The following is a 25,502-nucleotide window of genomic DNA, read 5'->3' on the forward strand; positions in this document are numbered from 1 at the left end:
TCGTTTGCTCCGCTATGCCGGCTGCAACGCTCTGCGCGGCAGTGGCGGGAAGGCGATGGCGATGCCCGCCGCACCCAGCCCGATGAGGGCCGAACCGATGAACAGCCAATGGTAGTTGGCGTAGGCGTCGAACACCATGCCGCCGGCGAGCGGGCCGAGCGCCATGCCGAGGCTGGACAGCATGGTGGCGGCGCCGAACACGGTGCCCAGGATGCGCTGGCCGAAATATTCGCGCGCCAGCACTGCGTAGAGGGGCATGACGCCGCCATAGGTGGCGCCGAAGACGACGGCCAGCATGTAGAACTGGCCGAGCTGACTGATCGAGAGATAGGCGGCGATCACCACGGCCTGGATCAACAAGCCGGCGATCAGCACCGGCTTGACGCCAAGCCTGTCGGCGAGCACGCCGTAGAGCAGACGCCCGCCAAGCCCGGCAAGGCCCTCGACGCTGTAGATCGAGACGGCGGCCATGGGTGCCACGCCGCACAGCATGGCATAGCTGACCATGTGGAAAATCGGCCCCGAATGCGCCGCGCAGCAGGCGAAGAAGGTCAGCCCCAGCACGATGAATTGCGGCGAGCGCAGCGCTTGGCCGACGCTCAGGCCGGCGCCCTCGGCAACCGGCGAGGAGCCAGTGTCGGTCACGACAGGCTTCGGTGGCTGGCGCACCAGAAGCACCGCCGGCAGGAGCAGCACCCAAGCCATGATGCCGATGTCGAACATGGCGGTGCGCCATTCATAGGCCGAGGTCAGCCAGCGGGCGAAGGGCGAGATCGTCATCGGCGCGACGCCCATGCCGGCCGAGACCAGCGACACGGCAAGGCCGCGATTGGTGTCGAACCAGCCTGTTGTAAGCGCGATCATCGGTGCGAAGAAGGCGCTGGCCGCGAGCCCGACGAGCACGCCAAAGGTGATCTGGAAGGTGACAAGCGAGCCCGCACGGCTGGCCAGCACCAACGCCAGGCCGAGGAGCACCGCGCCGACCGTGACGACGATGCGGGCGCCGAAGCGGTCCGACAGCGCGCCCCAGGCGAAGCCGCCAAGGCCCATGACCAGGAAATTGAGCGTCATCGCGCTCGATATGCCGGCGCGTGACCAACCGGTATCGAGCGCCATCGGTTCGAGGAAGATCGCCAGCGAAAACATCGTGCCGATGGCGACACAGGACATCAGCGCGCCGGCCGCGACAATGACCCAACGATAGGAAAGGTTCATGGTTTTCTCCCATGCCGTAAGGCATTTGTTGTGCGGCAAGGCCTGACTTGGCCTGCCGCTTGCGTCCGAAGGACGCCGGCGGCGGCACCAATCCTACAATCCGGTTGCATTTTTTATCCAGTCTGAGATGGGGCCATTTCCCGGCGCCTAGATCGGCAGTTCCGATGTGTATTTGATGGTCTGGCTGGGAACGTCGGTCTTGACGTTCTGCACGCCCCTGATGCGGCTGAGATGTTCCGACTGGAAGCGGCGGTAGTCGTCGATGCCGGCCGCCACCACGCGCACCATGGCGTCGCAGTCGCCGAGCATCAGATAACATTCCATCACCTGCGGCAGCTTGGCCACTTCGGTGGCGAAATGCCCGATCGTGTCTTCGTCCTGCGCTTTCAGCCAGATGCGGGTGAAGAAGGTCAGGCCCTTGCCGATGCGGGCCGGATTGAGCACTGCGACGTAGCGGTCGATGACGCCGGCCTCCTCCAGGAGCTTGACGCGGCGCAGGCACGGCGACGGCGACAGGCCGACTTCAGCGGCCAGCTCATTGTTGGCCATGCGCCCATCGCGCTGCAGCGCCCGCAGGATGCGCCTGTCGATCTCGTCAAGTTTCATGGCTCTAAATTCCGTTTATCTGTTGATTCATGGCATAAGATGCCAAAATCTGGTAAAAGACAACAATCTTCGCAACCAAATTGCGAGGCTTGGCGGCTATGATTGCCCTGACATCAGCGGCATCCAACGGAACCGGCAGAGGCGGCCGCGCGGCGCGGCCGGAGGAAGATCATGAGCATTGCAGAGACCAGATCGGCGGCGGGCGGCGGACTGAACTCCGAGTTCCGGCGCGGCGTGGCCTCCTGCGCGCCCGTGCTGTTCGGCACCATCCCTTATGCGCTGGTGCTTGGTGCACAGGCCACACAAAGGGGGCTCAGCACCGCAGAACTGTCGCTGCTGACGGGACTGAACTTCGCCGGCGGCTCGGAATTCGCGGCGATTCAGCTGTGGACGTCGCCGCCGCATGTCCTGCTCATCGCCGCCGTCACCTTCCTGGTCAACAGCCGCCATCTCCTGATGGGGGCGGCACTGGCGCCGTTCCTGCGCGACCTGCCGCGGCGCAAGGTGTTTTCCGCGCTGTTCTTCATGTGCGACGAAAGCTGGGCGCTCGGCCTGGCCGACGCCAAACGGCGCCCCCCCCCCCGCCAGCCTTCAGCCCGCGCTACTATATGGGCGCGGCACTGGCGATGTACCTGACGTGGGTGGCCTTCACCACGATTGGCGCCTTGCTCGGCCCGGTGCTAGGCGACGCCGAGACCTACGGCTTCGACATGGCGTTCGCGGCCGTCTTCCTGGTACTGCTGCGCGGTATGTGGAGGGGCGTTGCCGCTGCGCGGCCGTGGCTGGTCAGTCTGATCATCGCGGCGCTGACCTACCTTTTCGTTCCCGGCGCCTGGTATGTAGCGGCGGGCGCGCTGGCAGGGCTGGTCTCGGCCTGGCTGTTGTGGAGGGATGAGGCATGATCGACGCGCAGACGCTTCTCACCATCGTGCTGATGGCTGGTGTCACGTACCTCAGCCGCGTCGGCGGCTATGTCGTGCTGCGCAACAGGGTGCTCAGCGCGCGGGCAACGGCCGTGATGGAGCCGGCGCCCGGCTGCGTGCTGATCTCGGTGATCGCGCCGGTCTTCGTATCGAAAAATCCAGCGGATCTTCTGGCCCTGGCCGCCACGCTGATTGCCGCCACGCGATTTTCGATGCTGCCGACCGTGCTGATCGGGGTCGCTTCGGCGGGACTGCTGCGGCACATCATTGGATAGGCCAAAAAAAGGCAGGCGCCCGCGCCTGCCTTCGATCTGGTTGGCAATCAGAGCTTTTACGCGGCTGCCGCGACATCCCGGCTGGCAGCCACCACGGCGTCGACCTTGGCGGTTGCCTTGGCGAGCGCTTCGCTTACTGCGTCAGGACCCTTGGCGACGCCTTCGATGCGGATGACGTCGACGTCGGTCATGCCGATGAAGCCGAGCACCGAGCGCAGATAGGGAACGGCGTGATCGAACTGCACGGCCGCGCCTTCCGAGTAGATGCCGCCGGATGCCAGCACGATATAGACCTTCTTGCCGGTGACGAGGCCTTTGGGTCCATTTTCGCCGTAAGCAAAGGTTTTGCCGGAGCGGGCGACATGGTCGACCCAGGACTTCAGCGTCGAGGAGATGTTGAAGTTGATGAAGCCTGTCGCCAGGATCACCGTGTCGGCGGCAAACAGTTCGTCGAGCACGGCATCCGAGACTCCGACCACTTCGGCCTGACGCGGCGTGCGGGCTTCGGCAGGCGTATATATGCCGGTCGCATAGTCGGTATCGATATGCGGCAGCGGATTGGCGACGAGGTCGCGCACGACAAGCGTGTTCGACGGGTCGGCTGCGAGCAGCTTCTGAGCGAATTCGGTGGCGATACGGGTCGAGTGCGAGGCAGCGCCGCGCGGGCTCGACGTGACGAGAAGAATGGACATGTTGGGTCTCTCCAGTGGAATTGGACTGTCCCGCTACATATGGGCTATTAACCCATCAGATAAACCGGTATATTTTATATATGATCCATCCATTAATTAGATACGATGATGCAGCCTAATCCGACACTCGACCAGCTTCAGATCCTCGTGGCCGTTGCCGACACCGGCAGTTTTTCCGCCGCCGGCCGCAAGCTCAACCGGGCGCAATCCGTCATCAGCTACGGCATCGCCAATCTCGAGGCGCAACTCGGGCTGAAGCTGTTCGAGCGCGAGGGCACGCGAGAGCCGCAGCTGACCGAGATCGGTCGGGCGATGCTGGAAGACGCGCGGCGGATGATCAGCGTGCTGCACCGCATACGCTCGCGCGTCGATGGTCACCATCGGGGGCTGGAGGCGGAAGTCGCGCTGTCGGTGGATGCGGCGCTGCCTTCGCCAGTGCTGGTGCGGGTGCTCAAGGCGTTCGAGGCGCAATTTCCGACCGTGATGCTGCGCCTGCACATCGGCACACTCGGCGTGATCCCCGACCATGTTGTCGGTGGCCAGGCCGATCTCGGCATTGGCGGCCTGCTGGGCGATGTCGACGTCCACCTGGTGGGCATAGGCTTCATGTCGATAGTGCTGGCGGCCGCGCCCACCCACCCGCTGGCGCTGCTGCCCAAACCGGTCGCGATCGAGGACGCGCGCGAACACACACAACTCGTCGTCACCGACCAGTCCGAGCGTACCAAGGGGCGCGATTTTGGCGTCTTCGCCTACCGAACCTGGCGACTGACGGACCTGCGCACCAAACATATGTTGATGCGTGAGGGGCTGGGCTGGGGCGGGCTGCCGCGTTGGCTGATCGCTGACGATCTGGCTACCGGCCGTCTCGTGGAACTCGACCTCGAGCCTTTCAGAGAGGTGCGTTCGCCGCTTTATGCCATGCACCGCGCCGACCGCAGCCCGAAGTCGGCGGCGGCCTGGCTGATCGACCAGTTCAAGCGCCAACTTGGCTGCTTCAACGAGTTCGAGCCGGGCGAGGTGCCCGACGAAGAGCCGGAAATTTCCAGCGCACAGATTTGATTCCAACCTTTGCCCTGGATCTCATCGGCGGGAAGCCTCGGATCACGCGCGGGACAACCCATCGATCAGTGCCGTGAGAACGGTGCGGTAGTCTTCGGCCGAACCGCCCGCCTCAATGGCAAGTGCCGCGCGGTCGAAGGCGGCGGCGAGCAGGGCGGTCGTCGCTTCGGCCGGAAGCTTCTTTATGGTCCGCGCCCGCATCGCCGCGACCAGCCCTTCGCGCAGCGAGCGATTGCCATGGCGGTTGTCGATGGCGTCCATTTCGGCGCGGCCGAGCACGGCCGGGCCGTCGAGCAGCAGTAGCCGCGTGCGGCCGGGCGCGCGCATGGCGGCAAGATAGGCGTCGGAGCCGGCAAGGAGCGCGTCGCGGGCATTGAGCGAAGGCGGCGCTGCGCCCTCGATCTCCCGCGCCACGGCCTCTGCCTCCTGCTCGACGACGGCGCCGAACAGCGCCTGCTTGTCGGAGAAGTGGTGGTAGAGCGCGCCGCGCGTCACGCCGGCCGCGGCGACGATCTCTGGTGTGCCGGTCTCGGCGTAGGATTTTTCGATGAACAGTTTTCGCGCCGCGGCGATCAGATCGGCGCGTGTCGCCTCGGTGCGGTCACGGTTGGAACGGCGCGCTGATCTCTGTTGCATACATGCAGCCTGTATGTTAATTCAATTTACATGCAGACTGTATGTTGCTTGACGGGAGAAGGAAAGTTGAAGACGACCAGCTATTATCCGGTGCTGATGACCGGGGACGTTGCCGGCACAGCGGCGTTCTATGTCGAACATTTCGCCTTCCGGCCGCTGTTTACGAGCGACTGGTACGTGCATCTGCAATCGGTGGAGAGCAAGCGCGTCAATCTCGGTATCGTGCAAGGCGACCATGAGACGATCCCGGAAGAGGGACGGGGTCGGAGCTCGGGCCTGCTGATCAACTTCGAAGTCCGTGATCCCGATGCGGTCTATGAGCGGATCACAGCCGCCGGCCTGTCCATCCTTCGGTCCCTGCGCGACGAGCCTTTTGGCCAGCGCCATTTCATCACCAGGGATCCCAACGGCGTCCTGATCGATGTCATCAAGCCGATCCCGCCAAGCGAGGAATTCCTGGCACGGTATGCGCAGGGTGCAGTGAGCGCCTGAGTGGAAACCCTCAACCAGCCCTTGCCACTGGCGTCACTGTCACCTGGCTGACACCGGTGCGGCGCACCACCGTGCACCGCGTCTCGCGGCCGATCCGCTCGGCGTCGAGCAAACGCACCAGGTCGTCGACGCCGGTGACCGGTCGGCCGTCTATCGCGGCGACGATATCGCCTTCCCTGAGGCCGGCCTTGGCCGCAGGGCCCTCCTTCTCGACGCCGCGCAGCCGAACCGCGGTCTTGCTCGACACTTGCGACAGAAGGGCCGCGCGACGGGGCAGGTTCACGGTGTCGGCCGACACCCCGATGAAGGCGCGGCGTACGCGGCCGAAACGGATGATCTCCGAAATGACGAAATTGGCGGTGTTGGAGGCGACGGCAAAGGCAATGCCTTGCGCACCATGGATCATGGCGGTGTTGACGCCGATCACCTCGCCCGCCGAGGATACCAACGGTCCGCCGGAATTGCCGGGGTTGAGCGCGGCGTCGGTCTGGATGACGTCGTCGATCAGCCGCCCGGTGGAAGCGCGCATCGAGCGGCCGAGCGCCGAGACGACGCCCGAGGTGACGGTCCATTCGAAGCCGAGCGGGTTGCCGATGGCTATGGCGATCTGGCCGCGCCGCAGGCGCTTGGAATCGCCCAGCGGCGCGACATCGGCAAAGCTGCCGTCGGCGCGCACCAGCGCGATGTCGGTGTCGGCGTCGCGGCCGAGCACGCGGCCTTCGCTGGAGGCGCCGTCGGGCATCGATACGCGCACCGTTCTGGCATCGCCGACGACGTGGAAGTTGGTGACGACGAGCCCATCATGCGCAATGACGAAGCCCGACCCATGCCCGCCCTGGCCACCGATGCGCTCGATGCGGCAGACAGCCGGGCCGATGCGGTCGACAGCATCGGCCACCGTCGTCGAGTAGGCGTCGAGCAGCGCGTCGTCGGATTGGAATTTGGCGGCAGCAACGGCCATTGGCAGGCTCCATGTTTTCAGGCGCAACGATGACTATATGTGCGGAGCGGCTTCATCCGCCGCGACCTGACCAGATGGCCAGTCGCCCGGCCGACTAGCCGTCAGGCGAGTATCTCCAAGCGCGCTGCCGCGCGATATCTGGGGCATGGATGAACCCAGGAGACTGCTATGAGCGAATTCAATCTAAGTGCCTTTTCGGAAGCCATTGCCGATCTGGCAGCCAAGGCGGCACCGGCGACCGCGAGCTTCACCACCCACAATCATCGCACAGCGAGCGCTTTCCATTGGCGCGACGGCTACTTCGTTGCCGCCGAGGAAGCCGTCGAGGCCGGCGAGGAGATCGAGCTGACGCTGGCTTCGGGCGAGACGGTGAAGGCCGATCTTGTCGGCCGCGATCCCTCGACCGGCGTCGCCCTGCTCAAGCCGGCCGGTGCTACCAATGCCGAGCCGTTGGCCAAAGCGGATGCGGTGCGGCCCGGCAACATTGCCGTCGCCATCGGCAACAGCCGGGGTTCGGCGTTGGCAGTTTCAGGCTCGGTCGGCGAAGTCGGCCCGGCCTGGCGCTCAATGCGCGGCGGCACCATCGACCGGCGCATCAACCTGGCGGTGGGCGCCGGCGGCCGTTTCGAGGGCGGCCCGGTGCTCGATGCCAAGGGCGCGCTGATCGGCATGCTGTTGTTCGGGCCGCGCGGCCGCGCGCTGGTCATGCCTTACGAGACGATCGAGCGGGCGGTCGCGACGCTGCGCGAAAAAGGCCATGTCGCCCGCGGCTATCTCGGCGCCGGCTTGCATCCGATCCGCGACGGCGAGGCCCGCGGCGCCATCGTCATGAGCCTTGATGACAACGGTCCGGCCAAGGCCGCCGGCCTTTCCCTCGGCGACATCATCGTCGCCTGGAACGGCGAGGCGGTGAGCGGCCCGCGCGAGCTGATCCGCAGGCTCGGGCCCGACAGCGCCGGAGCTTCGGTTACGCTCGGTGTCGTGCGCGGCGGAGAACAGCGAGACGTGGCGCTGACGATCGGCGAAAAGCCGCTTAACTGAGAGGATTGATGGACGCGATCGCGACAGGCGAGATGACGCAAAGCGGCACCGGCGAGCGGCAGCTGGTCGTGCTGGTGGCGCTCGGTGATGCCGCGCGCGCCGAGCGGCTGTCCGTGTCGCTTGCCGCGACCGACGATCTGCTGCCGGTGACGCCGGGCAGCAGCGAAGCGGTTGATGTCGCCATCGTCGACGAGACCGCCGGCCCCACGGGTGCGGGAACAGGGAAGGGCGACGCCGTTCCCGCCGCGACCGCGCGGGTGCTGTTGTCTTCGCAGGCCGGCCTGGCACGGCCGCAGGGGCAGGTGTTCGCCGTGCTGCCGACGGCGGCGGATGCAATGCTGATTGCGGCCGCCGCCAGGCTGGCGGCGGCCGGCTACCGCGTCTTTGGCGACAGCGGATCCGTTCCTGGCCGCCGCGATGATTTCCAAGGCGGCGATATTGGCGGCGACGGCCTTTTCGACGAGGAGCATCCCGACGAGCATGCCGCCCGCCCGACGCTGTCGCCGCGAGAAGCGGAAGTGCTGGCGCTGCTGGCCGAAGGCGCGCCCAACAAGGTGATCGCGCGGCGGCTCGACATTTCCGTTCATACGGCGAAGTTCCATGTCGCCGCGATTCTGATCAAATTGGGCGCTGCCAACCGCACGGATGCCATCGCCATTGCGATGCGGCAGGGGCTGGTGCTGGTCTAGGGTGACGTCTCAGCCAGGATTTGACGATTATCGTCAAAGTCAGCGCTGCCCCTATAGCTCCAGATCATTTACAGCGGCAAGGAACGGACCCTCCGCAGCGTCACCGTCAGCCGCTGCCGCAAGCTCTTGTATCCGGGGACCGCCACAGGCAAGGATCGCGCTACGAGACAAGCAAGCGGAGGAAAAATGTCGCTCAAGGGAAAGACGCTGTTCATCTCCGGCGGGTCGCGCGGCATCGGGCTGGCGATCGCTTTGCGCGCCGCGCGCGACGGCGCCAATGTGACGATCGCGGCCAAGACCGCTGAGCCACATCCGAAGCTGCCGGGCACGATCTACACCGCCGCTGAAGAGATCGAGCAAGCCGGCGGCAAGGCGCTGCCGGTCCTGTGCGACATTCGCGAGGAGGCGCAAGTGGCCGAAGCGGTGTCGAAGACGGTCGAAAAATTCGGCGGCATCGATATCTGTGTCAACAATGCCAGCGCTATCCAGCTCACCGGGACCCTGGAAACCGACATGAAGCGTTACGACCTGATGCACCAGATCAACACGCGCGGCACGTTTCTCGTTTCCAAAATTTGCATTCCGCACCTGAAGTTGGCCGGGAATCCTCATATCTTGAATCTGGCGCCGCCGCTCGACACGAAGGCCAAGTGGTTCAAGAACCATGTCGCCTACACCATGGCCAAGTTCGGCATGTCCATGTGCACGCTGGGCATGAGCGCGGAGTTCGCCAAGGACGGCATCGCGGTCAATTCGCTGTGGCCGATCTCGACCATCGATACCGCGGCGGTGCGCAATCTTCTGGGCGGCGCGACGGTGGCGGCGATGAGCCGTTCGCCCGAAATCATGGCCGATGCCGCGCATGCCATCTTCATGCGGCCATCACGCGAAGCGACCGGCAATTTCTACATCGACGAGGAAGTGCTGCGCGCCGAGGGGATCAGCGATTTTTCGGTGTATGCGCCGGGTGCGGCCGGGCCGCTGGCCGGCGACTTTTTTGTCCCGGACGAGGTGTTTGCCAATTCCGACACGAAGATCAGGACGGCTTTCTAAAGATGTATCGAGGCGCAAATTCCGGATGGAACTCGGTTTCAGACATTCCTGGAGTTGCTCTGAGCAAAAAGCCCCGCCGGAGAGGGCCGGCGGGGCTCAGTGCGTCCCGCTGGAGTCGGGACGGGGCAGGGAACGCCCGATCCTGAATCTGGGGTAGGCCATCTCGCGATTCAATGAGCGGGACCCGACGCCAGGACAATTCTTGTTGAACTTGGGCCGTTGCCGCGATCTCGCCCATCCCGGCGAAACCGGGATGGGCTTTTTACCGATCCGATTCCAGAAGCCTGCTCAAGCGCCTGGAAATGCAGACATTTGTGGACCATGATCTTTTCCGAAAGCCGGTTTCCGGCTCCCGGATCGTGGTCAGTTGTTGCTCGCCACCGGCGCCACCAGCGAGGTGATGCGGCGGATGGCGACACGCCGGTTCTCGCGATTGGGGCCTGAGGTGTCGACCTTCAGATATTCCTCGCCATAGCCCTGCGTGGTCAGGTTTTCAGGCGGTATGCCGAAGGCGTTGGTCAGCGCTTCGGCCACCGCTTCGGCGCGGCGGTCCGACAGAGCGAGGTTCGCCTCCGGTGTGCCGACAGCGTCCGTGTGGCCTTCGATAAGGAAGGTCTCGGCCGGGTTCTTCTTCAACAGCTTCTCCATGGCCGTGGCGACACCCTCGAGCTTCTGCACCTCGGCATCGGAGATCGAGGAAGAGCCGAATTCGAAGTTCAGCGTGTCAAGATCGATGCGTCGGGCAATGTCGCGCACCCGTGCGGAACGCTTGACCTCGTTGATCGAATAGAGGCGCTGCACCTTCTCCACCGGCGGTTGCTCGAGGAAGGTGTAGTAGTCGTCCGGGCTTTCGACCTCTTCGGAGTCAAGGATGTAGTCCCGGCGCGGAATGGTCAGCCGCATCGGTGGTAGGTCGTCGCCCGGATCGCGCCAATCGTTATCGTCGTCGTAGCTTCGTTCGTCGACATAGCTCAACACATACTCATGACCGTCGGGCATGATGCGCGACCGCTGGATGATGTCGCCGTAGCGGTTGCGGATGGTGACGATCTGCACGCCGTTGTCGCGCTCGACTGTCTCGCGCGTGCGGCCTTGCGACAGATCCTCATAGTAGACATCCTTGGCGCCGCGGGTCAGGCGCGGCCGGTCACTGCTCTGAACGTATGTCTGATCGTTGAGCTGAATGATGACGCGATCGCCGATCTCCTTGAGCACGTCGACACCCTTGGGGCGGCGGCGGTCGCGGATGTTCTCGTCCGGTGCGCGCTCGAGGCGTTTGCCCTTCTCCTCGGTAACCGGGACGATTTTTTCCGGTTTGATCTCCTGCTGAGCAGCTCTATCGTCGGTCGGGGGCGGACCCTGGTCGACGGGAGCGACCGCGGGTTGGCGGCCCTGAGCACCGCCCTGCCGGGCGTTTTGCCCACCATTCTGCTGCTCGCCATTTTGCTGCTCGCCATTCTGGTTGGCGGGGTTCCTGCTGGCCTGGCCGTTCTCGCCGCGGCCGCGGCGTCTGGCATCCTTCTGGCTGTCGAGAATGGGGGCAGCGTTCTTGTCGGCGGACGTCTCGGCCTGCTCGGGGTTTTGCCCCTGGACAGGCGCGGCCTTGCCGGCACTGGGCTGTTCACCCGTGGCCGGCTGCTCGCCCGTTGCAGGCTGCCTGCCGGTTTGCTGTTGTTCGCCATTGGCCGGCTGCTGTTCGCCATTGGCCGGCTGCTCGCTAGCCGGTTGTCTGGCGTTCTTTTTCCTCTTGTCCTGGGGTTGTTCGCCCTGGGCTGCCGGCCGCTCGCCTGAGGGTGCCGGTTCTGCCTTGGGTGCTTCTGCGGCAGGTGCTTCCTTCGGTGTCGGCACGGCGCTGGGCTCGGCCTGCTGCTCCTGTTTGCGCTTCTTGCGCTGGTTGTCGTTGGCAGGTTCCGTTTGGCCCGCCGGTGCCTGTTCGGTCTGCTGTTGTTGGTCGCGCTTCTTCCTGCGCGGCTGCTGTTCCTCGGTGGCGGGTGCTGCCTCACCGGCTGGCGCCTGCTCGGTCTGCTGCTGCTGGTCGCGCTTCTTCCTGCGCGGCTGCTGTTCCTCGACGGCGGGCGCGGCTTCACCGGCGGGCGCCTGCTCGACCTGCTGCTGGTCGCGCTTCTTCCTGCGTGGCTGTTGTTCCTCGGCAGCTGGTGCGGCCTGCTGCGCGGGGGCCTGTTCGGTCTGCTGTTGCTGATCGCGCTTCTTCCTGCGCGGTTGTTGTTCCTCGACGGCGGGCGCGGCTTCACCAGCGGGCGCCTGCTCGACCTGCTGCTGATCGCGCTTCTTCCTGCGTGGCTGTTGTTCCTCGGCGGCTGGCGCGGGCTGCTGTGCGGGTGCCTGTTCGGTCTGCTGTTGTTGCTGATCGCGCTTCTTCTTGCGTAGCAGTTCCTGGTCGCTCTGCTGTGCATCGTCAGTCTGGGTGTCCTGGGCCAGGACCAGCGGCATTGCGCTGTCTCGCATGGGGCCGAACGCGGCACTTCCCTGAAGCGGGGATGCGCCCAACGGCGCGGATGCCATCAGCAGGCCGAGTGCGGTGCCTGCCAGAATCCGTGGTTGGCGTTTCATCGAAATTCTCCTTGTGGGGTCCCATCCTTGCCGAAACCGATTTTAACGAAATTGGTTCCGGCGGCTCATGGTTAGGGACCGTACGGGGCGATTGGCCGGCCTTTTGAAGGCAACTTCATGTCTTTCGACGGGGGTGCCGCCCCATTCCAGCCTTTGCCCTGCTTGACCTTCGCGGCGGCTGGGGCCACATGCCGGAGATGGAAACGCCGTTCTGGAAAACAAAGACGCTGGAAGCAATGAGCCCGGCCGAGTGGGAATCGCTCTGCGACGGCTGCGGCAAATGCTGCCTGTCGAAGCTCGAGGATGAGGATACTGGCGACATCTACTGGACCAGCGTCGGCTGCCGCCTGTTCGACGCGCAGACATGCCGCTGTTCAGACTATCACAACCGGCTGGCGCGCGTTCTCGATTGCGTCGGGCTGACGCCGCAAAATGTACGCACCATCAGTTGGCTGCCCAGCACCTGCGCCTACCGGCTGGTCGCGGAGGGGCACGATCTCTACTGGTGGCACCGTCTGGTGTCGGGCAGTGCCGAGACGGTGCATGAGGCCGGCATGTCGATGCGCGGCCGGGTCAAGGCCAACGAGACGGATCTGGCCGAGCCGGAGGATTATTTCGACTATATGCTTGACGACGAGCCATAAGCTCGCATCGGGACGAGGAACCATAGCTCGCATCGGGATGACGAGCCCTGAGGCCGGTGTCCGCAAGGGCGCGCAGGAACCAGGAACCATGCGAGACGTTTGGGGCACATTGTTGGAAAACCCGTAGAAGCTTCCTTTTTCCGCCACATGAACCGCCGATGAACGGCAGGTTCGTAAATAGTTCAGACAGGCGGGTGCATTCTCCCATCATCGATTTGAAGAGGACGGGCGAGAGCCCGCAACAAGGAGAGAAGACCATGTTCAACTCGGTGAAAACGGCAGCCCTTTCGGCCCTCGTCGGCCTCGGCACGCTGGCGGCCGTTCCCGCCCATGCCGACAGCCTTTACCTGGGCTTCGGCAACAACAACGATCCGCGCTTCGGCGTCTATGCCGGCGATGACGGCTATCGCCACCGCCGCGATGAACGCCGCGACGACTGGCGCCGCGGCTGTTCGCCCGACTGGGCCCTGAACAAGGCCGAACGCATGGGGCTGCACCGTGCCCGCGTCGTCGACGTCAGCCGCCGCACGGTCAAGGTGATGGGCCGCCAGTATGGCGACCGCGTCGTCATCGTGTTCGCCAATGAGCGTGGTTGCCCGATCATCAACCGCTGAGCCTCTTAAGGCGCGACCTTCTGCGAGGGTTGGTAGCGGCATGATCCTCTGCGGGGTCAGTCGGCAGACACCCACCCTCTGCGAAGATCGATCCTGTCAGGATCAGTCTGGAGACACGACCTTCTGCGAAGGTCGGTCTGGAGTAGTGGAGCCGCTTTCCTTCGGGAAGAATGCGGCTCAAAAAACCCGCGGGAGCGATCCCGCGGGTTTTTTCATGCACCACGGCGGACGGTTCAGGGTCGGGCTCGGCCATGGACCATCGAAGACGCTTATTTCAGTTCGAAGGTAACGGTGACCTGGACATTGTAGGCGTTCTCGCCGGCCTGCACCGGAGCAGCACCGACGGCCGCGTCGAAGGCCTTGGCGTTGATCGGCATCGGTGGCGGCGCGATGTTCTGGTCAGTGATTTCGATCACCCGGCCTATACTGACGCCGGCTGCTTCCGCCAGCGTCTTGGCCTTGGCCATGGCATCGGCCACCGCCTTTTTGCGCGCTTCGGTGACGGTGGCAGCCGGATTGTCGTTGGTGAAGACGATGCCGCCGCCCTGGTTGACGCCCAGCGACACCGCCTTGTCGAGGATCTCACCGGTCTTGTCGACGTCGCGCACGCGCACCGACAGTGTGTTGGTTACCTGGTAAGCAATCAATTCGGCCTCCTGGCCGCCGTCGGGCTTGTTTGTGTAGTTATAGCGCGGATTGATCTGGATGCCCGCGGTCTGGAGGTCGCGGTCCTTGATGCCGGCCGACTTCATCGCGGCGATCACGGCCGCCATGGCGTCGTTGTTGGCATCCAGTGCGGCGCGCGCCGTCTTGGCTTCGCGCATGACGCTGAGCGTCAGGACCGCCAGGTCGGGCGCTACAGTCGCCGCCCCTTCGCCCGAAACCACGATACGGGGCGGTGTCGGCGACTCAGCGGCCGCGGCCAGCGCCGGAAAGGCGATGGCGGCGGCGAGTGCGAGGGGCAAAAGAGGTCTGGTCATGAAATCTCCTCGGGTAAGCATATCCGCGCCCAGCGGGCGCACGCGGCTCCTTATGGCGCGATTATGGGCTGATTTGGACGATTGTGACCAGCGGTCCCGGAAAGCCTTGTGCCGCGATGCGAAAAACATTAATCCAGCCCGCGTGGGGCCTGTAGCTCAATGGTTAGAGCCGGCGGCTCATAACCGCTTGGTTGGGGGTTCGAGTCCCTCCGGGCCCACCATGACCATTGATTTTATTTCGGAAAAGTGCCCTCGGCCCAAAACGTTTTGGGTCCATTATGGGCCAAAACAAGGACCGTGGTCCCGGTTTGTTCCGACTCGGTGTGATTATCTGACGATGCGGAGGTTTGCCCGTCGCTTCATGGCGTCGCGTTTGGCCTCGCGCTCGTTGATCGCGCGAGCAATATCAACCGCGATCCGCTTCTTGTTGGCCTCACGCACGTAGTCATCCGTCACCGTCATGGAGGAATGCCCCATGGCGTCCATGATGGCCCGGGCCTGGATGTTGCATTCAGCGAGGTAGGTGCCGAAGGTACGGCGCAGGCCGTGAAGCGTATAGCCGTCAGGAATATCGGCCTGTCGTGCCCAATGCTGCATCATGCCTGTCAGGCTCTTTTCTGAAAACGGGTTGCCATAGCCATTCTTCAAGACGGTTCCACCCTTCGAGCGGTCAAGCGGGTCTAGCGCAGCCGCCAGTTTGTCCACCACCGGGATAAACATCTCCCGTCCGCCATGACGGTTTCGGTTCTTCTTCTGTCGGAAGGCGAACGCCTCGATCAATGCCAAGGAACCGTCGAACAGTTCGATCTCCTCGGTCACGAGATCATCCCATTCAAGGTCAGCGATGTCGCCTCGTCGGTTGCCGAGCCAGAAACCAAGCGCGTAGCACGTCCGAGCCGGCGTCCCGATCGGATGCCGCTCCTCGTACTTTTCTCGGATCGCAATTGGCCAAGCCGGGTTCTTGGTCGATTTGGGCACGCGTACGCGAATTGACAGTGAAGGATCATCCTGCGGCTTTATCCATTTCTCGACATCGGTCGCGACCCATAAAAGCTTCTTGATGGCAACCAGCATATGTTTGGCGACTGTGCGGTTGCTCCTGAAGATGCTTTCGATGATGGCGCGAAGCCGATCCGCGTCGAGATGTTGCACCGGAGTATCGCGCCAAGTGAGTGGGTAATTTGGATCGACCCGCAGATTAAGAAAACGCTCAATCAGTCGCGCATTCTTCCGCTGCGTCGCTTCATCAAAATCGAGCCACTCCATTGTCGTTTCAAGCCGGCGCCCGGCATGGCCAAAAGTTTCAGGCAGTGCCCGACCGGGCAAATCGATGATCCCTGCATTCTTGTGTTGGCCCTGCGTGGCCTTCTCGTAAGCCGCCTCGAACTCGGGATCGCCAGGTTTGCCAGGAAGGTGCATCTCGGGCACGCCTTTTGCGCGGTAGCGATAGATTCGCTTGCCGTTCTTGAGGCGCGAAGATACCCCAGGGTAACTGGGGTCCTTAAATGGGCGAGCCATCAAATGCTCCTTTCAGGACCCTTTCAGATCTGCCCGTACCGAACGGGTTTTGCTTTCGATGGCAACCCGCAGGAGCACCGGGTAAGGAAAGCCTCTTCCTTGCTCTATGCCTTCAAAGGTGCGCTTCGGTATTCCAAGCACCTTGGCCGCGGCTGCGGCAGTGAACCCTTCCTTGGCCCGCCATGCTTTCACGTCTTGCGCAAGTTTGTCGTTCTCGCTCACGTCATGCCTTCCGCACACGGGCTTTCATCGTACTACGTCCGCAGCGTATACGCAATAAACGTATTTTCTATCGCTTTTCTACCTCCCGCCTACTTCGTTCCAACAGCTCTTGAAGGCGGCTATCTTTGTCCGGCAACGAGGTGAAAGCAATATCCAGGGCTACACGATCCCAGACAGCGCGGCTGTTGATGCGCTTGGGCTTCGGCATTCGCCCATCGGCAACCATCTCGTCAAAGAGCGTCGATCCTACACCGATGTAGCGAGCCGCTTCCTCACGAGATAGCCCTCGTGGGGCATACGAGATTGCGTCACTCTTCATGGACGCTGCCTCGGTCCTGGTATTCCCGGCGTGTGGGTATCGAAGCACAAAAGCCACATCTTAGTTGCCATTCCGCAGCGAGGAGATCATGTTTGGCTAAAATAAGAAGAGCCTCGTTAAGCGGAAGCGGCCTGACTAGTTCGTTCGGCGTAAACTGGCAGCAACGTGTGAACGGGGGGCATTCCGGCAGGAGCGCAATCCCATGGGCGCGAGTTGATATCCAAATGAGGAAGAAACTGACATCAGCCCTCGCCACAGCCCGCGAGCATAGTTCATGTCCGCCGCGTAATATTCCCGTTGAACGCACACCGAAGCTATTGCGCTGAAAGCATAAAATTGCCATCTCCCGACGAAGTTACCGCTGGTGGGGATGGGAATGGGCGTATCTGACGAGTTCTACAACTTCCGGAATAACTACAATATCGGCACCGACCTGATCAGCTCGATAGGACAGCGGTACCGGCGTATCACCACGCGCCTTAACACAGACTTCTGGAACACTGATTCCAGCTCCGCCCACAGTCTCTATGTTGGCTCTTACGGTCGCGACACCGCCGCACGCGGAATCAGCGACCTGGATATCGGCTTCCAGCTCCCCTATGCGGAATACGTCAAATACAGCGCGTATCAGGGCAACGGTCAGTCCGCACTTCTTCAGGCCGTGAAAAACTCCCTCCTCAAAACCTACGGCTCCAGCAACGTCGGCGGCAACGGTCAGGTTGTCGTCATCTCCTTCACGGACGGAATCACATTCGAAATCCTCCCCTATTTCGACAACACGGACGGTTCCTGGACGTTTGCCGATTCAAACGGGGGAGGTACCTGGCGACAGTGCAACCCCCGGGCAGAGATAAATGCCGTCCAGACACGCAATACGGCCGTTAACGGCAACCTGAAAGCGCTCGGCCGCATGATGAGGGTGTGGAAAGACCATAATAGCGTTCCGATGACTGGAGCGCTGATTGACGCGCTTGCCTATCAGTTCATCGAAACGTGGGAGTATCGGGATAAATCCTACGGCTATCATGACTACATGGCGCGGGACTTCCTGAAGTATCTCTACGACCTCGACCGAGAGAAAACTTACTGGCGGATGCCGGGAAGCGGTTCCTACGTCTACAAGACGGGGGTGTTCTGGTTGAAGGCGCTCAGTGACTACAATATCGCCGTCGAGGCCTGCAACATGCAGACCGACGACAAAGCCGCACAGCGCCGCGCGAAATGGAGGATCGTCTTTGGCACAACCTTCCCAATTTGATCCGCGGTACCAACTCGAGAGCCAAGTGCGCGAGTGTTACGGCCGTTGCGCCTACACCCACAAGATCCACGAGAAGATGGCCGAGCGGCTTGCCGACCATCAATGGTATGCAAAGTGGTTCAACATCATCCTGTCCGCGCTCATCGCCGGCGGCGCGGTGACGACCGTTTTCAGGGCGGAGACGGGGCTTCTGCAATATGCGGAATACGCGACCGTCGTGCTTGCCATTCTCAGCCTGATCTACAACGCCTACCAGAAGGACCTAGACCCCGGTGCTCTCGCGCAGCGACACAGGGAAACCGCGTCCGACATCTGGAATGTGCGAGAATCTTACCTCAGCCTGATAACCGACGCGCTCAATACGGCAGTGCCAATTGACGACCTTCGGACTCAGCGCGACGAGTTGCAGACCAACCTTCACGAAATCTATCGGGCGGCACCCTTCACGGACGGGAAGGCCTACAAGAAGGCACAGAATTCCTTGAAGGACAACGAGGAGCTTATGTTCTCCGACAAGGAAATCGACGATATGCTGCCCACCACGTTAAGGCGGTCGAGCAGGGCTTAGTCAAGCGCCGGTCGGTCCCGCCAGCAGGCTAGGTAAATAAACGAACGGCGGCCTTTCGGACAGTGTAAAGGGCGTCTCAACGACCGAAATCGGGCGCAAAGCTCTCTTTCACTTCCAGCCATGTGTGGGCCGAATCGAGTCAGAATGCTTGGCTTCACTAGAAAATCGGGCAGTGTTAATGTGCCCCGAAGCGGGAGGGATCACTCTCGCAGAGTTTAATTCGGTACAATGGTACAGCGCTGCAAATCTCCATGTCTTGGTCATTAGATTCGCCAGACCAAAGGTGGCCCAGTTTTAGCGATCTTCAACCGCCGTTTTCACCCGCGCGTTTTTGCTCTCGAGTTCATCCAGATAATCGGCCCACCATTGCATCATCTTTACGCGCTCTTCCCAGTACTCTGCCCGGGCGTAGGCGCGACGTACGTCGTTGTTCTCAACATGGGCCAGCTGCCGCTCTATGGCGTCCGGATGCCATCTTCCGCATTCGTTTAGCAAAGTTGATGCCGTTGCTCGAAAACCGTGCGCGGTGGCTTCTTCCTTGCCGTACCCAATACGGCGAAGGGCAGCGTTAAGCGTGTTGTCGGAAATCGGACGCGAGCCCGATCGAATACTAGGAAACAACAGCGTGCCCCCACCAGAGGTTTCTCTAAGTGAGGTCAGGACCCCGACGGCCTGCCTGGAGAGAGGTACGCGGTGCGGCCGTCTCATTTTCATGCGCCCTTCAGGGATGCTCCACACCGAGCTTTCGAAATCGAACTCGTCCCATCCGGCCGCGCGCAGCTCGCCGGGGCGGGGAAACAGCAGGGCCATCAGCCTTAGGGCGGCTCGGGTTGTCGGCTGCCCGTCAAATGCATTGATCGCCCTCAGCAAGCCTCCCAAGGCCTTAGGATCGGTAACGGCGGCGCGCGGCGTGACCGTTGGACCGACGAGTGCTCCCCGCAGGGCGATCGTCGGATCTGTATCGGCGCGTGCGGTTGCGATTGCATATCGAAACACGCTGCCGATAGTGGAGCGCAGTCGCCTGGCCGACTCGTATCGACCGCGAACCTCCACGCTGCGGAGAGCGGCAAGAATTGTGGCCGGATCAATCTCCCGAACGCTTTTGTCCCCCAACGTTGGATGGGCAAAGTCGAGCAACCATTTGACCTTGGTGATGGTCCGGTCGGCACGACCCTCCTTCTTCAGCTTGTCGACATAGTCCTCCGCGATTGAGCGAAAGGTGTCCTCTGCCGAAGCCTTTTGTGACTTACGCTCCTGGGCGGGGTCGATGCCACGTAGGAGGAGACGTTTGGCGGTATCGCGCGCCTCGCGTGCCTCAGCCAGGGAGATGAGCGGATAGCTGCCCAACGCCAGAAGCTTCTGCTTGCCGCCAAAACGATAGGCGAGGCGCCATAGGCGAGATCCGGTAGGCTGAACCCAAAGCTGGAGCCCGCCACCGTCAGACAATTTCACGAGCTTTGAAGCGGGTCGGGCATTTCGGCATTTTACGTCGGAAAGCGCCATTTCCGGGAGCTCCATTTGGCTGCATCGATACCATCAGGATCTCCAATACCACCGAAAATACCAGCCCTCCGCCTCGTTGGACCAACTACGCCGAAATTCCACAAAACACGGCCAACCGCGCCTTGCGTCACAAAAATTACCAAGGATTTCAGACATTTGCCGAGACAAAAGCGTAGATGCTTCGGCGAAAGAGACTGTCGGGAGAAGAGGGGATGGTGCCCAGAGGCGGATTCGAACCACCGACACGCGGATTTTCAGTCCGCTGCTCTACCAACTGAGCTATCTGGGCCTGTTCCGGCTAACGAAAACTCGCGCTCCGGATTTCATGGAAGCGCCGTGGGCGTCCCCTTGAAAGCGCGTGGGTTATAGCATGGGAATCCGGCCTGTCCAGCGCCCAGATGTGGATTTCCGGCAGGAAAAGAAATGCCGCCCGATGCGCTGGTTTCCGCGCCACGCCGCCGCTATCTGGCGCCCGCCAATCCCTTGCGAAAATCCGTAGGTGTCATGCCGGCGAGCTTCCGGAATGACTTGTTGAAGGCGCTGAGCGAACCGAAGCCCGAATCCATCGCGACCCTGAGCACATTGGCATCCTGGTGCATGAGCAGCGCCTGCGCATAGCTCAGCCGCAACAGGTTGACATATTCGTTGAGTGTCATGCCGGTCGATTTCTTGAAGATGCTCATGGCGTATTTGGGATGGAGGTCGGCGGCCGCCGCTATGTTCATGCAATCGATGTCGTAGAGGAAGTTCTCGGCGATGAAATCGCACATGCGCCCGACATTGCGCGACGACTGCTGGTCGAACGGACTGCCCGCTTCCTGTCCGGCCGCATTTTCCGGCACCAGCCTGTACGGCTCGAACCGCACCCGCTCGAGCCGCAGCAACAGTTCGTTGACGGCGTGCTCGGCCTTGGCCGGGTCGCCGGAGCGGGCGTAGCGGTTCCAGCGGTCGAAATTATCGTTGTCGGACTGATCGGTGGCGCTGGTCACCAGCGTGGCACCCGTCATCAGCCGGTGACGTATGTCAGCCGGCAGATGCAGCCGGAAGAAATGCACCAGCGGCAGATGCGCGCCGGCATAGATGGCGTCGTCGCTCAAATCGTCCATCTGGTGCGGCAGTCCGCCCCAGAACAGACACATCTCACCGGCCGAAAGCGAGATTTCGTGGTCGTTCATGCGGTAATGCACGCTGCCGCGCACGATGAAGTTCACCTCGACCTGCGCATGCCAATGCGGCTTGAGCATCACCAGGGGAGCGGTGTGGAACATCTGCAACAGCAGCGGCATTCCTTCCACGCTGCTGGCGCCAGGCTGGTAAAACTGCCGGTCCGGCATCTTACTTTCCGCCAATTTCGTATTCCCTTTGTCGGGGACAAGCCTTCCGCACCGCATAGTCTAGCCCGGCTCGCAGAGAGAGCAAATGAAATGGGAGGATTTCAATGCGCATCACACTGTCCTGCGCCGCGCTCGCGCTTGCCTTGGGCTCAGCCCCGGCCTTCGCGCAATCGGGCGAAATCACCATCTGGAGCTGGAACATCGCCGCCTCGTCGCTGAAGGCGACGATTGCCGGGTTCAACAAGCTGCATCCTGACATCAAGGTCACCGTCCAGGATCTCGGCAACCAGCCGACCTATGACAAATCGATCGCCGGATGCGCCGCCGGTGGCGTCGGCCTGCCTGATGTCGTTACCATCGAGAACGGCGAGGCCGAGAATTACTGGAGCCAATTTCCCGATTGCTTTGTCGACCTGCACACGCTGGGCTACAGCGCCGAGGACCAGGCGAAATTCCCCGATTTCAAGCGCACCGAGCTCGAGGTCGGCGACAAGGCCTATGCGATGCCGTGGGATTCCGGCCCGGTCGCCGCCTTCTACCGCCGCGACTTCTACCAAAAGGCCGGCGTCGATCCGGCGTCGATCAAGACCTGGGACGATTTCATCGCCGCCGGCAAGAAGATCCAGGCCGCCAATCCCGGCGTCACCATGACCAACGCCGACTTCAACGGCGACACCGAATTCTTCCGCATGATCTCCAATGAACAGGGCTGCGGCTATTTCTCCGAGGATGGCCAGTCGATCACGGTGAGCCAGCCGAAATGCATCGATACGCTGGCCAAGATCAAGGAGATGAAGGACGCCGGCGTCATCTCGTCGGCCGACTGGGGCACAAAGATCACCAACAACACCGCCGGCACCGTCGCCACCCAGGTCTATGGCGGTTGGTATGAAGGCACCATCCGCACCGAATCGGCCGGCGAAAACGGCAAATGGGGCGTCTACCTGATGCCGAGCCTTACCGCCGATGGGCCACGCGCCGCCAATCTCGGCGGCTCGTCGCTGGCCATCACTTCGGGGTCGAAGAACAAGGAAGCGGCTTACGAGTACCTGAAATACACGCTCGAAACCAATGAGGGCCAGATCACCATGCTGAAGGAGTTCGGCCTCGTCCCCTCGCTGGTGTCTGCGTTGAACGACCCTTACGTCTCGGACGGCCTGCCCTATTGGGGCGGCCAGGCGGTGTGGAAAGACATCCTCGCCACTCTGCCCAAGATCGTCCCCAGCCGCGGCACGCAGTTCCAGAGCGACGCGGAGATCATCATGCGCGCCGTGCAGACCAAATATCTCGCCGGCGGCTATCCCGACGCCAAGGCAGCCCTCGACGATGCCGCCAGCCAGATCGCGGCGGCGACCGGGCTGCCGGTCAAGTCATAACCTCCCAGACGGGGTCCGGGCAGGCATGCGCCGCCCGGACCCGACCGCGGCCCGCGGGGCTTCCTCGCGGGACGTGTGAAATGTCGCATGTCCCGACCAACCGGTTGCCGCTGCGCGCGGGACCACAGCTTGAAACGCCGACGAGAGAAGGAGGAGCACGATGCGCAACCGCAACGCCACGGCCTATCGTTTCCTCGCGCCCTATTTGCTGATCTTCTCCGTCTTCTGGGTATGGCCGATCATCTCTTCGTTCCTGATCTCGTTCCAGGCGACGCGCACCGTGCCATGGCGCTTTGCACCCGGCTTCAACTGGGGCCGGCTGATCGGCGATCCGGCCTTCTTCAATGCGCTGAAGAACACGCTGCTCATCCTCGTCATCCAGGTGCCCGTGATGATCGCGTTGGCGATGGTGATGGCCGTGCTTTTGAATTCGCCGCTCCTGAGGGCGAGGGGACTTTACCGCTTTGCCTTCTTCGCTCCCGTGGTGGTCGGCGAGGTCGCCTACTCCGCGGTGTTCCGGCTGATGTTCAACCTCGATTTCGGCATCATCAACAAGCTCCTGAACAGCGTCGGGCTGCCAAAGATCGACTGGTTCTCCAATGTCACCCCGGCCATGGCGCTGATCATGATCGCGGTCACCTGGCGCTGGGCCGGCTACAACGCCATCATCCTTCTGGCCGGCATGCAATCCATCCCCGAGGACGTCTACGAGGCGGCGACGCTCGACCGGGTCAGCAAGCTCAAGCAGTTCTTCTTCATCACCTTGCCGCTGTTGAAGCCGGTCATCGTGTTCTGCACCGTGCTGTCGATCATCGGCACCATGCAGCTGTTCACCGAGCCGTTCCTGATCACCGAACGCGGCGGACCTGGCGGCGGCACCGAGACGCTCGGCCTGCTGCTCTATCGCCAGGGCTTCCGGTCGCTCAATTTCGGCTACGCCTCGGCCCTCGCCTACACCATGGCGGGGCTGGCGATCGCCATCACGCTGGTGCAACTGTGGCTGACGAGGGAACCGAAATGAGCTCGCTCGCCTCGGCCAGGCTGAAGCGCAGCCTTTTGCTGCATCTCTTTCTCACGCCACTGGCGCTGATCTGGCTGTTTCCGCTGTGGATGATGGTCGTGTTCTCGACCATGCCGGACAACGGCATCTTCAGCCCCGGCATCGAGTTGCTGCCGCATGGCAATTTCGTGGACAATTTCAACAACCTGCAGCGCGACACCGACTTTGTCGGCGCGATTTTCATCTCCGTCTCGGTGGCGGTCACCTACACTTTTCTGTCGGTGCTGCTGACGTCGATGGCCGGCTGGGCGCTGGCGCGTTACCGGTTCGTCGGCAAGGGCTTGGTCGTCGCCATCATCCTGGGCACCATCACGCTTCCCTATGCGGTGGTGCTGATCCCGCAATTCATCATGGTGGCGCGCGATTTCAAGCTCGCCAATACCTGGGTGGCGTTGATCGTGCCGCCGCTGTTCAATTCGCTGGGCGTGCTGTTCATGCGCCAGAGCTTTTCCATGATGCCCGATGACCTGTTCGATGCCGCCCGCGTCGAAGGCGTGAAGGAGTGGCGCATCTTCGTCTTCATCGCGCTGCCGCTGGCGCGGCCGATGCTGGCCGCCCTTTGCATCATCCTGTTCCTGGCGTCCTGGAACAATTATCTCTGGCCGCTTTTGATCAACAGCCAGCCCGGCGCGATGACCGCACCGGTGGCGCTCGGCACGCTGATCGGCCTCACCAAAGTGTCGTGGGGCGGCATCATGGCGGGCGCGGTAATGCTGACGGTGCCGATGCTGATCGTGTTCGTGCTGCTGCAACGCCATTTCATTGCCGGCATCGCCGCCGGCGCGGTCAAGTAAGGGTAGGCATGGCAACCGTCACGCTCACGAATGTCGTCAAGCGCTTCGGCGTTTTCGAGGTCGTCCATGGCGCCAACATCGACATCAGGGATGGCGAGTTCGTCGTCTTCGTCGGCCCGTCTGGCTGCGGCAAGTCCACGCTGCTCAGGATGATCGCCGGGCTGGAGGATATCAGCGATGGCGAGATCGCCATCGGCGGCAAGGTGGTCAACGATGTCGAGCCGGCCGACCGCGGCATCGCCATGGTGTTCCAGTCCTACGCGCTCTATCCGCATATGAACGTGGAGCAGAATCTCTCCTTCGGCCTGCGTATGACCGGCAATCCGAAGGCCGACACCGACCGCAGGGTGAAACGGGCGGCCGAGATCCTGCGCATCAGCGAATTGATGGAGCGCCGTCCGAAGAAACTCTCCGGCGGCCAGCGCCAGCGCGTTGCCATCGGCCGCGCCATCGTGCGCGAGCCGCAGGTGTTCCTGTTCGACGAGCCGCTGTCCAACCTCGACGCCGAACTGCGCGTCCAGATGCGGGTCGAGATCTCGCGCCTGCACAAGGAGCTCGGCACCACCATGGTCTATGTCACGCACGACCAGACCGAGGCGATGACGCTCGCCGACCGGATCGTCGTGCTGCGCGGCGGCCATGTCGAGCAGATCGGCCGCCCGCTCGATCTTTATGACAATCCCGACAATCAGTTCGTGGCCGGTTTCGTCGGCTCGCCGAAGATGAATTTCATCAAGGGCCGCGTGGTCGGCTGCGATGCGCGCGGCGTCGTGGTGGAACTCGCTGGCCAGGAGAAGACCCGCATCACGCAGCCGCTGACGGGCGCCGCGCCCGCAATCGGCAGCAAGGTCATCGTTGGCGTGCGGCCCGAACATTTTGGCAGCGCCGGAGAAGGCGACGCCGATCTTGCCGTCACCATCGATGTGGTCGAGCACCTGGGCGGCACGAGCTTTCTCTACGCCAGAACGGCCAATGGCGAGGACGTGGTGATCCAGCGCGACGCGGCCAAGGTCCCCGAGACATCGGAGATCATCGTATCCATCCGCAAATCCTACCTGTTCGACGAAAAAGGGCTGCGGCTGCGCTGATCGGCTGC

At 62.5% G+C, this 25,502-nt stretch carries 26 protein-coding genes, 2 tRNA genes and 1 pseudogene; 16 read left to right on the plus strand and 13 right to left on the minus strand.

All coding sequences use genetic code 11. The features are described from left to right. Positions 1–12: 12 nt before the first annotated feature. A complete protein-coding gene (locus tag LB547_RS08815) occupies positions 13–1,215 on the minus strand; it encodes an MFS transporter (RefSeq protein ID WP_140760521.1) in 1,203 nt (400 codons plus the stop codon). Positions 1,216–1,362: 147 nt separating this feature from the next. Next, complete coding sequence (locus tag LB547_RS08820) at positions 1,363–1,821, minus strand: Lrp/AsnC family transcriptional regulator (protein WP_140760524.1); 459 nt, start codon at positions 1,819–1,821, stop codon at positions 1,363–1,365. 171 nt (positions 1,822–1,992) lie between these two features. On the opposite strand from LB547_RS08820, the pseudogene LB547_RS08825 reads away from it, so the two are divergent. Further along, positions 1,993–2,723, plus strand: a pseudogene (locus tag LB547_RS08825) (AzlC family ABC transporter permease). Beyond that, complete coding sequence (locus tag LB547_RS08830) at positions 2,720–3,019, plus strand: AzlD family protein (protein WP_140760530.1); 300 nt, start codon at positions 2,720–2,722, stop codon at positions 3,017–3,019. The pseudogene LB547_RS08825 and the gene LB547_RS08830 overlap by 4 nt, the downstream one beginning before the upstream one ends. A gap of 56 nt (positions 3,020–3,075) precedes the next feature. On the opposite strand, the gene LB547_RS08835 is transcribed toward LB547_RS08830, so the two are convergent. Then, a complete protein-coding gene (locus LB547_RS08835; protein WP_140495902.1) occupies positions 3,076–3,711 on the minus strand; it encodes an FMN-dependent NADH-azoreductase in 636 nt (211 codons plus the stop codon). Positions 3,712–3,819: 108 nt separating this feature from the next. Here LB547_RS08835 and LB547_RS08840 point away from each other — a divergent pair, with 108 nt between their 5' ends. After that, positions 3,820–4,773: a LysR family transcriptional regulator gene (locus LB547_RS08840; protein WP_140760534.1), complete on the plus strand. Its 954-nt coding sequence runs from the start codon at positions 3,820–3,822 to the stop codon at positions 4,771–4,773. Between the two features lie 42 nt (positions 4,774–4,815). On the opposite strand, the gene LB547_RS08845 is transcribed toward LB547_RS08840, so the two are convergent. Further along, positions 4,816–5,409: a TetR/AcrR family transcriptional regulator gene (locus LB547_RS08845; protein WP_140760545.1), complete on the minus strand. Its 594-nt coding sequence runs from the start codon at positions 5,407–5,409 to the stop codon at positions 4,816–4,818. A gap of 66 nt (positions 5,410–5,475) precedes the next feature. Here LB547_RS08845 and LB547_RS08850 point away from each other — a divergent pair, with 66 nt between their 5' ends. After that, on the plus strand, positions 5,476–5,901 hold the full coding sequence (locus LB547_RS08850) for a VOC family protein (RefSeq protein ID WP_140760552.1): 426 nt from the start codon (positions 5,476–5,478) through the stop codon (positions 5,899–5,901). Between the two features lie 10 nt (positions 5,902–5,911). Here LB547_RS08850 and LB547_RS08855 read toward each other — a convergent pair whose 3' ends face one another. Beyond that, positions 5,912–6,862, minus strand: a complete 951-nt coding sequence (locus LB547_RS08855; protein WP_140581996.1) for a S1C family serine protease — start codon at positions 6,860–6,862, stop codon at positions 5,912–5,914. Positions 6,863–7,030: 168 nt separating this feature from the next. On the opposite strand from LB547_RS08855, the gene LB547_RS08860 reads away from it, so the two are divergent. From LB547_RS08860 to LB547_RS08870, 3 genes are all read left to right on the plus strand, one after another. Then, positions 7,031–7,903 (plus strand): S1C family serine protease, encoded by an 873-nt coding sequence (locus LB547_RS08860; RefSeq protein WP_140524834.1) that lies wholly within the window; start codon positions 7,031–7,033, stop codon positions 7,901–7,903. An 8-nt stretch (positions 7,904–7,911) separates the two neighbouring features. Further along, positions 7,912–8,592: a helix-turn-helix transcriptional regulator gene (locus tag LB547_RS08865; RefSeq protein ID WP_140581993.1), complete on the plus strand. Its 681-nt coding sequence runs from the start codon at positions 7,912–7,914 to the stop codon at positions 8,590–8,592. A 186-nt stretch (positions 8,593–8,778) separates the two neighbouring features. Next, on the plus strand, positions 8,779–9,645 hold the full coding sequence (locus LB547_RS08870) for an SDR family oxidoreductase (RefSeq protein WP_140760566.1): 867 nt from the start codon (positions 8,779–8,781) through the stop codon (positions 9,643–9,645). 363 nt (positions 9,646–10,008) lie between these two features. On the opposite strand, the gene LB547_RS08875 is transcribed toward LB547_RS08870, so the two are convergent. Continuing rightward, entirely contained in the window at positions 10,009–12,216 is a 2,208-nt protein-coding gene (locus LB547_RS08875) for an OmpA family protein (RefSeq protein ID WP_140495894.1), read from the minus strand. Between the two features lie 197 nt (positions 12,217–12,413). Here LB547_RS08875 and LB547_RS08880 point away from each other — a divergent pair, with 197 nt between their 5' ends. Both LB547_RS08880 and LB547_RS08885 read left to right on the plus strand, forming a co-directional pair. Beyond that, on the plus strand, positions 12,414–12,860 hold the full coding sequence (locus tag LB547_RS08880) for a YcgN family cysteine cluster protein (RefSeq protein WP_140560716.1): 447 nt from the start codon (positions 12,414–12,416) through the stop codon (positions 12,858–12,860). A gap of 257 nt (positions 12,861–13,117) precedes the next feature. Then, positions 13,118–13,474: a hypothetical protein gene (locus LB547_RS08885; RefSeq protein ID WP_140516721.1), complete on the plus strand. Its 357-nt coding sequence runs from the start codon at positions 13,118–13,120 to the stop codon at positions 13,472–13,474. Between the two features lie 269 nt (positions 13,475–13,743). Here the strand turns inward: LB547_RS08885 and LB547_RS08890 are convergent, their stop codons facing one another. After that, on the minus strand, positions 13,744–14,454 hold the full coding sequence (locus LB547_RS08890) for an SIMPL domain-containing protein (protein ID WP_140524832.1): 711 nt from the start codon (positions 14,452–14,454) through the stop codon (positions 13,744–13,746). A 145-nt stretch (positions 14,455–14,599) separates the two neighbouring features. Here LB547_RS08890 and LB547_RS08895 point away from each other — a divergent pair. Further along, positions 14,600–14,675: transfer RNA gene (locus LB547_RS08895), tRNA-Ile, on the plus strand. 106 nt (positions 14,676–14,781) lie between these two features. Here the strand turns inward: LB547_RS08895 and LB547_RS08900 are convergent. The 3 genes from LB547_RS08900 to LB547_RS08910 form a co-directional block, all read right to left on the minus strand. Next, positions 14,782–15,972, minus strand: coding sequence for a tyrosine-type recombinase/integrase (locus tag LB547_RS08900; protein ID WP_064994569.1), 1,191 nt, complete (start codon positions 15,970–15,972; stop codon positions 14,782–14,784). Positions 15,973–15,984: 12 nt separating this feature from the next. Further along, complete coding sequence (locus LB547_RS08905; protein WP_084016009.1) at positions 15,985–16,194, minus strand: helix-turn-helix domain-containing protein; 210 nt, start codon at positions 16,192–16,194, stop codon at positions 15,985–15,987. Between the two features lie 67 nt (positions 16,195–16,261). After that, positions 16,262–16,513, minus strand: coding sequence for a helix-turn-helix transcriptional regulator (locus LB547_RS08910; protein WP_084016061.1), 252 nt, complete (start codon positions 16,511–16,513; stop codon positions 16,262–16,264). 376 nt (positions 16,514–16,889) lie between these two features. Between LB547_RS08910 and LB547_RS08915 the strand changes: the two genes are divergently transcribed. Beyond that, on the plus strand, positions 16,890–17,771 hold the full coding sequence (locus LB547_RS08915; RefSeq protein WP_064994781.1) for an SMODS domain-containing nucleotidyltransferase: 882 nt from the start codon (positions 16,890–16,892) through the stop codon (positions 17,769–17,771). Positions 17,772–17,796: 25 nt separating this feature from the next. Continuing rightward, positions 17,797–18,339 carry an SLATT domain-containing protein gene (locus LB547_RS08920; RefSeq protein ID WP_224656008.1) on the plus strand — a complete coding sequence of 181 codons (543 nt, stop codon included), beginning with the start codon at positions 17,797–17,799 and terminating at the stop codon, positions 18,337–18,339. A gap of 294 nt (positions 18,340–18,633) precedes the next feature. On the opposite strand, the gene LB547_RS08925 is transcribed toward LB547_RS08920, so the two are convergent. From LB547_RS08925 to LB547_RS08935, 3 genes are all read right to left on the minus strand, one after another. Then, a complete protein-coding gene (locus LB547_RS08925) occupies positions 18,634–19,842 on the minus strand; it encodes a tyrosine-type recombinase/integrase (RefSeq protein ID WP_064994782.1) in 1,209 nt (402 codons plus the stop codon). 213 nt (positions 19,843–20,055) lie between these two features. Continuing rightward, positions 20,056–20,131: transfer RNA gene (locus LB547_RS08930), tRNA-Phe, on the minus strand. A 172-nt stretch (positions 20,132–20,303) separates the two neighbouring features. Next, the gene (locus LB547_RS08935; RefSeq protein WP_140633737.1) at positions 20,304–21,176 is read right to left on the minus strand and encodes a helix-turn-helix domain-containing protein; all 873 of its coding nucleotides are present in this window, start codon (positions 21,174–21,176) and stop codon (positions 20,304–20,306) included. A 104-nt stretch (positions 21,177–21,280) separates the two neighbouring features. Between LB547_RS08935 and LB547_RS08940 the strand changes: the two genes are divergently transcribed. The 4 genes from LB547_RS08940 to LB547_RS08955 all read left to right on the plus strand — a co-directional run bounded on the left by LB547_RS08940 (position 21,281) and on the right by LB547_RS08955 (position 25,494). Continuing rightward, complete coding sequence (locus tag LB547_RS08940; RefSeq protein ID WP_140760580.1) at positions 21,281–22,552, plus strand: extracellular solute-binding protein; 1,272 nt, start codon at positions 21,281–21,283, stop codon at positions 22,550–22,552. A 160-nt stretch (positions 22,553–22,712) separates the two neighbouring features. Further along, entirely contained in the window at positions 22,713–23,573 is an 861-nt protein-coding gene (locus LB547_RS08945; protein WP_140760594.1) for a carbohydrate ABC transporter permease, read from the plus strand. Continuing rightward, complete coding sequence (locus LB547_RS08950) at positions 23,570–24,406, plus strand: carbohydrate ABC transporter permease (protein WP_140513329.1); 837 nt, start codon at positions 23,570–23,572, stop codon at positions 24,404–24,406. The genes LB547_RS08945 and LB547_RS08950 overlap by 4 nt, the downstream gene beginning before the upstream one ends. An 8-nt stretch (positions 24,407–24,414) precedes the next feature. Beyond that, positions 24,415–25,494 carry an ABC transporter ATP-binding protein gene (locus LB547_RS08955; RefSeq protein WP_140562216.1) on the plus strand — a complete coding sequence of 360 codons (1,080 nt, stop codon included), beginning with the start codon at positions 24,415–24,417 and terminating at the stop codon, positions 25,492–25,494. Positions 25,495–25,502 lie beyond the last annotated feature (8 nt).

This window comes from Mesorhizobium sp. B264B1B, from assembly GCF_020165765.1.
Taxonomy (GTDB): Bacteria; Pseudomonadota; Alphaproteobacteria; order Rhizobiales; family Rhizobiaceae; genus Mesorhizobium.

Excerpts from the sequence above, each read along its gene's own strand:
- LB547_RS08860 (WP_140524834.1), top strand. The coding sequence starts at position 7,031 with ATGAGCGAATTCAATCTAAGTGCCTTTTCGGAAGCCATTGCCGATCTG.
- LB547_RS08925 (WP_064994782.1), bottom strand. The coding sequence starts at position 19,842 with ATGGCGCTTTCCGACGTAAAATGCCGAAATGCCCGACCCGCTTCAAAG.
- LB547_RS08870 (WP_140760566.1), top strand. The coding sequence starts at position 8,779 with ATGTCGCTCAAGGGAAAGACGCTGTTCATCTCCGGCGGGTCGCGCGGC.
- LB547_RS08880 (WP_140560716.1), top strand. The coding sequence starts at position 12,414 with ATGGAAACGCCGTTCTGGAAAACAAAGACGCTGGAAGCAATGAGCCCG.
- LB547_RS08910 (WP_084016061.1), bottom strand. The coding sequence starts at position 16,513 with ATGAAGAGTGACGCAATCTCGTATGCCCCACGAGGGCTATCTCGTGAG.
- LB547_RS08890 (WP_140524832.1), bottom strand. The coding sequence starts at position 14,454 with ATGACCAGACCTCTTTTGCCCCTCGCACTCGCCGCCGCCATCGCCTTT.
- LB547_RS08865 (WP_140581993.1), top strand. The coding sequence starts at position 7,912 with ATGGACGCGATCGCGACAGGCGAGATGACGCAAAGCGGCACCGGCGAG.
- LB547_RS08840 (WP_140760534.1), top strand. The coding sequence starts at position 3,820 with ATGCAGCCTAATCCGACACTCGACCAGCTTCAGATCCTCGTGGCCGTT.
- LB547_RS08845 (WP_140760545.1), bottom strand. The coding sequence starts at position 5,409 with ATGCAACAGAGATCAGCGCGCCGTTCCAACCGTGACCGCACCGAGGCG.
- LB547_RS08950 (WP_140513329.1), top strand. The coding sequence starts at position 23,570 with ATGAGCTCGCTCGCCTCGGCCAGGCTGAAGCGCAGCCTTTTGCTGCAT.
- LB547_RS08915 (WP_064994781.1), top strand. The coding sequence starts at position 16,890 with ATGGGCGTATCTGACGAGTTCTACAACTTCCGGAATAACTACAATATC.
- LB547_RS08955 (WP_140562216.1), top strand. The coding sequence starts at position 24,415 with ATGGCAACCGTCACGCTCACGAATGTCGTCAAGCGCTTCGGCGTTTTC.
- LB547_RS08820 (WP_140760524.1), bottom strand. The coding sequence starts at position 1,821 with ATGAAACTTGACGAGATCGACAGGCGCATCCTGCGGGCGCTGCAGCGC.
- LB547_RS08940 (WP_140760580.1), top strand. The coding sequence starts at position 21,281 with ATGCGCATCACACTGTCCTGCGCCGCGCTCGCGCTTGCCTTGGGCTCA.
- LB547_RS08945 (WP_140760594.1), top strand. The coding sequence starts at position 22,713 with ATGCGCAACCGCAACGCCACGGCCTATCGTTTCCTCGCGCCCTATTTG.
- LB547_RS08835 (WP_140495902.1), bottom strand. The coding sequence starts at position 3,711 with ATGTCCATTCTTCTCGTCACGTCGAGCCCGCGCGGCGCTGCCTCGCAC.
- LB547_RS08815 (WP_140760521.1), bottom strand. The coding sequence starts at position 1,215 with ATGAACCTTTCCTATCGTTGGGTCATTGTCGCGGCCGGCGCGCTGATG.
- LB547_RS08875 (WP_140495894.1), bottom strand. The coding sequence starts at position 12,216 with ATGAAACGCCAACCACGGATTCTGGCAGGCACCGCACTCGGCCTGCTG.
- LB547_RS08900 (WP_064994569.1), bottom strand. The coding sequence starts at position 15,972 with ATGGCTCGCCCATTTAAGGACCCCAGTTACCCTGGGGTATCTTCGCGC.
- LB547_RS08935 (WP_140633737.1), bottom strand. The coding sequence starts at position 21,176 with ATGCCGGACCGGCAGTTTTACCAGCCTGGCGCCAGCAGCGTGGAAGGA.
- LB547_RS08830 (WP_140760530.1), top strand. The coding sequence starts at position 2,720 with ATGATCGACGCGCAGACGCTTCTCACCATCGTGCTGATGGCTGGTGTC.
- LB547_RS08855 (WP_140581996.1), bottom strand. The coding sequence starts at position 6,862 with ATGGCCGTTGCTGCCGCCAAATTCCAATCCGACGACGCGCTGCTCGAC.
- LB547_RS08885 (WP_140516721.1), top strand. The coding sequence starts at position 13,118 with ATGTTCAACTCGGTGAAAACGGCAGCCCTTTCGGCCCTCGTCGGCCTC.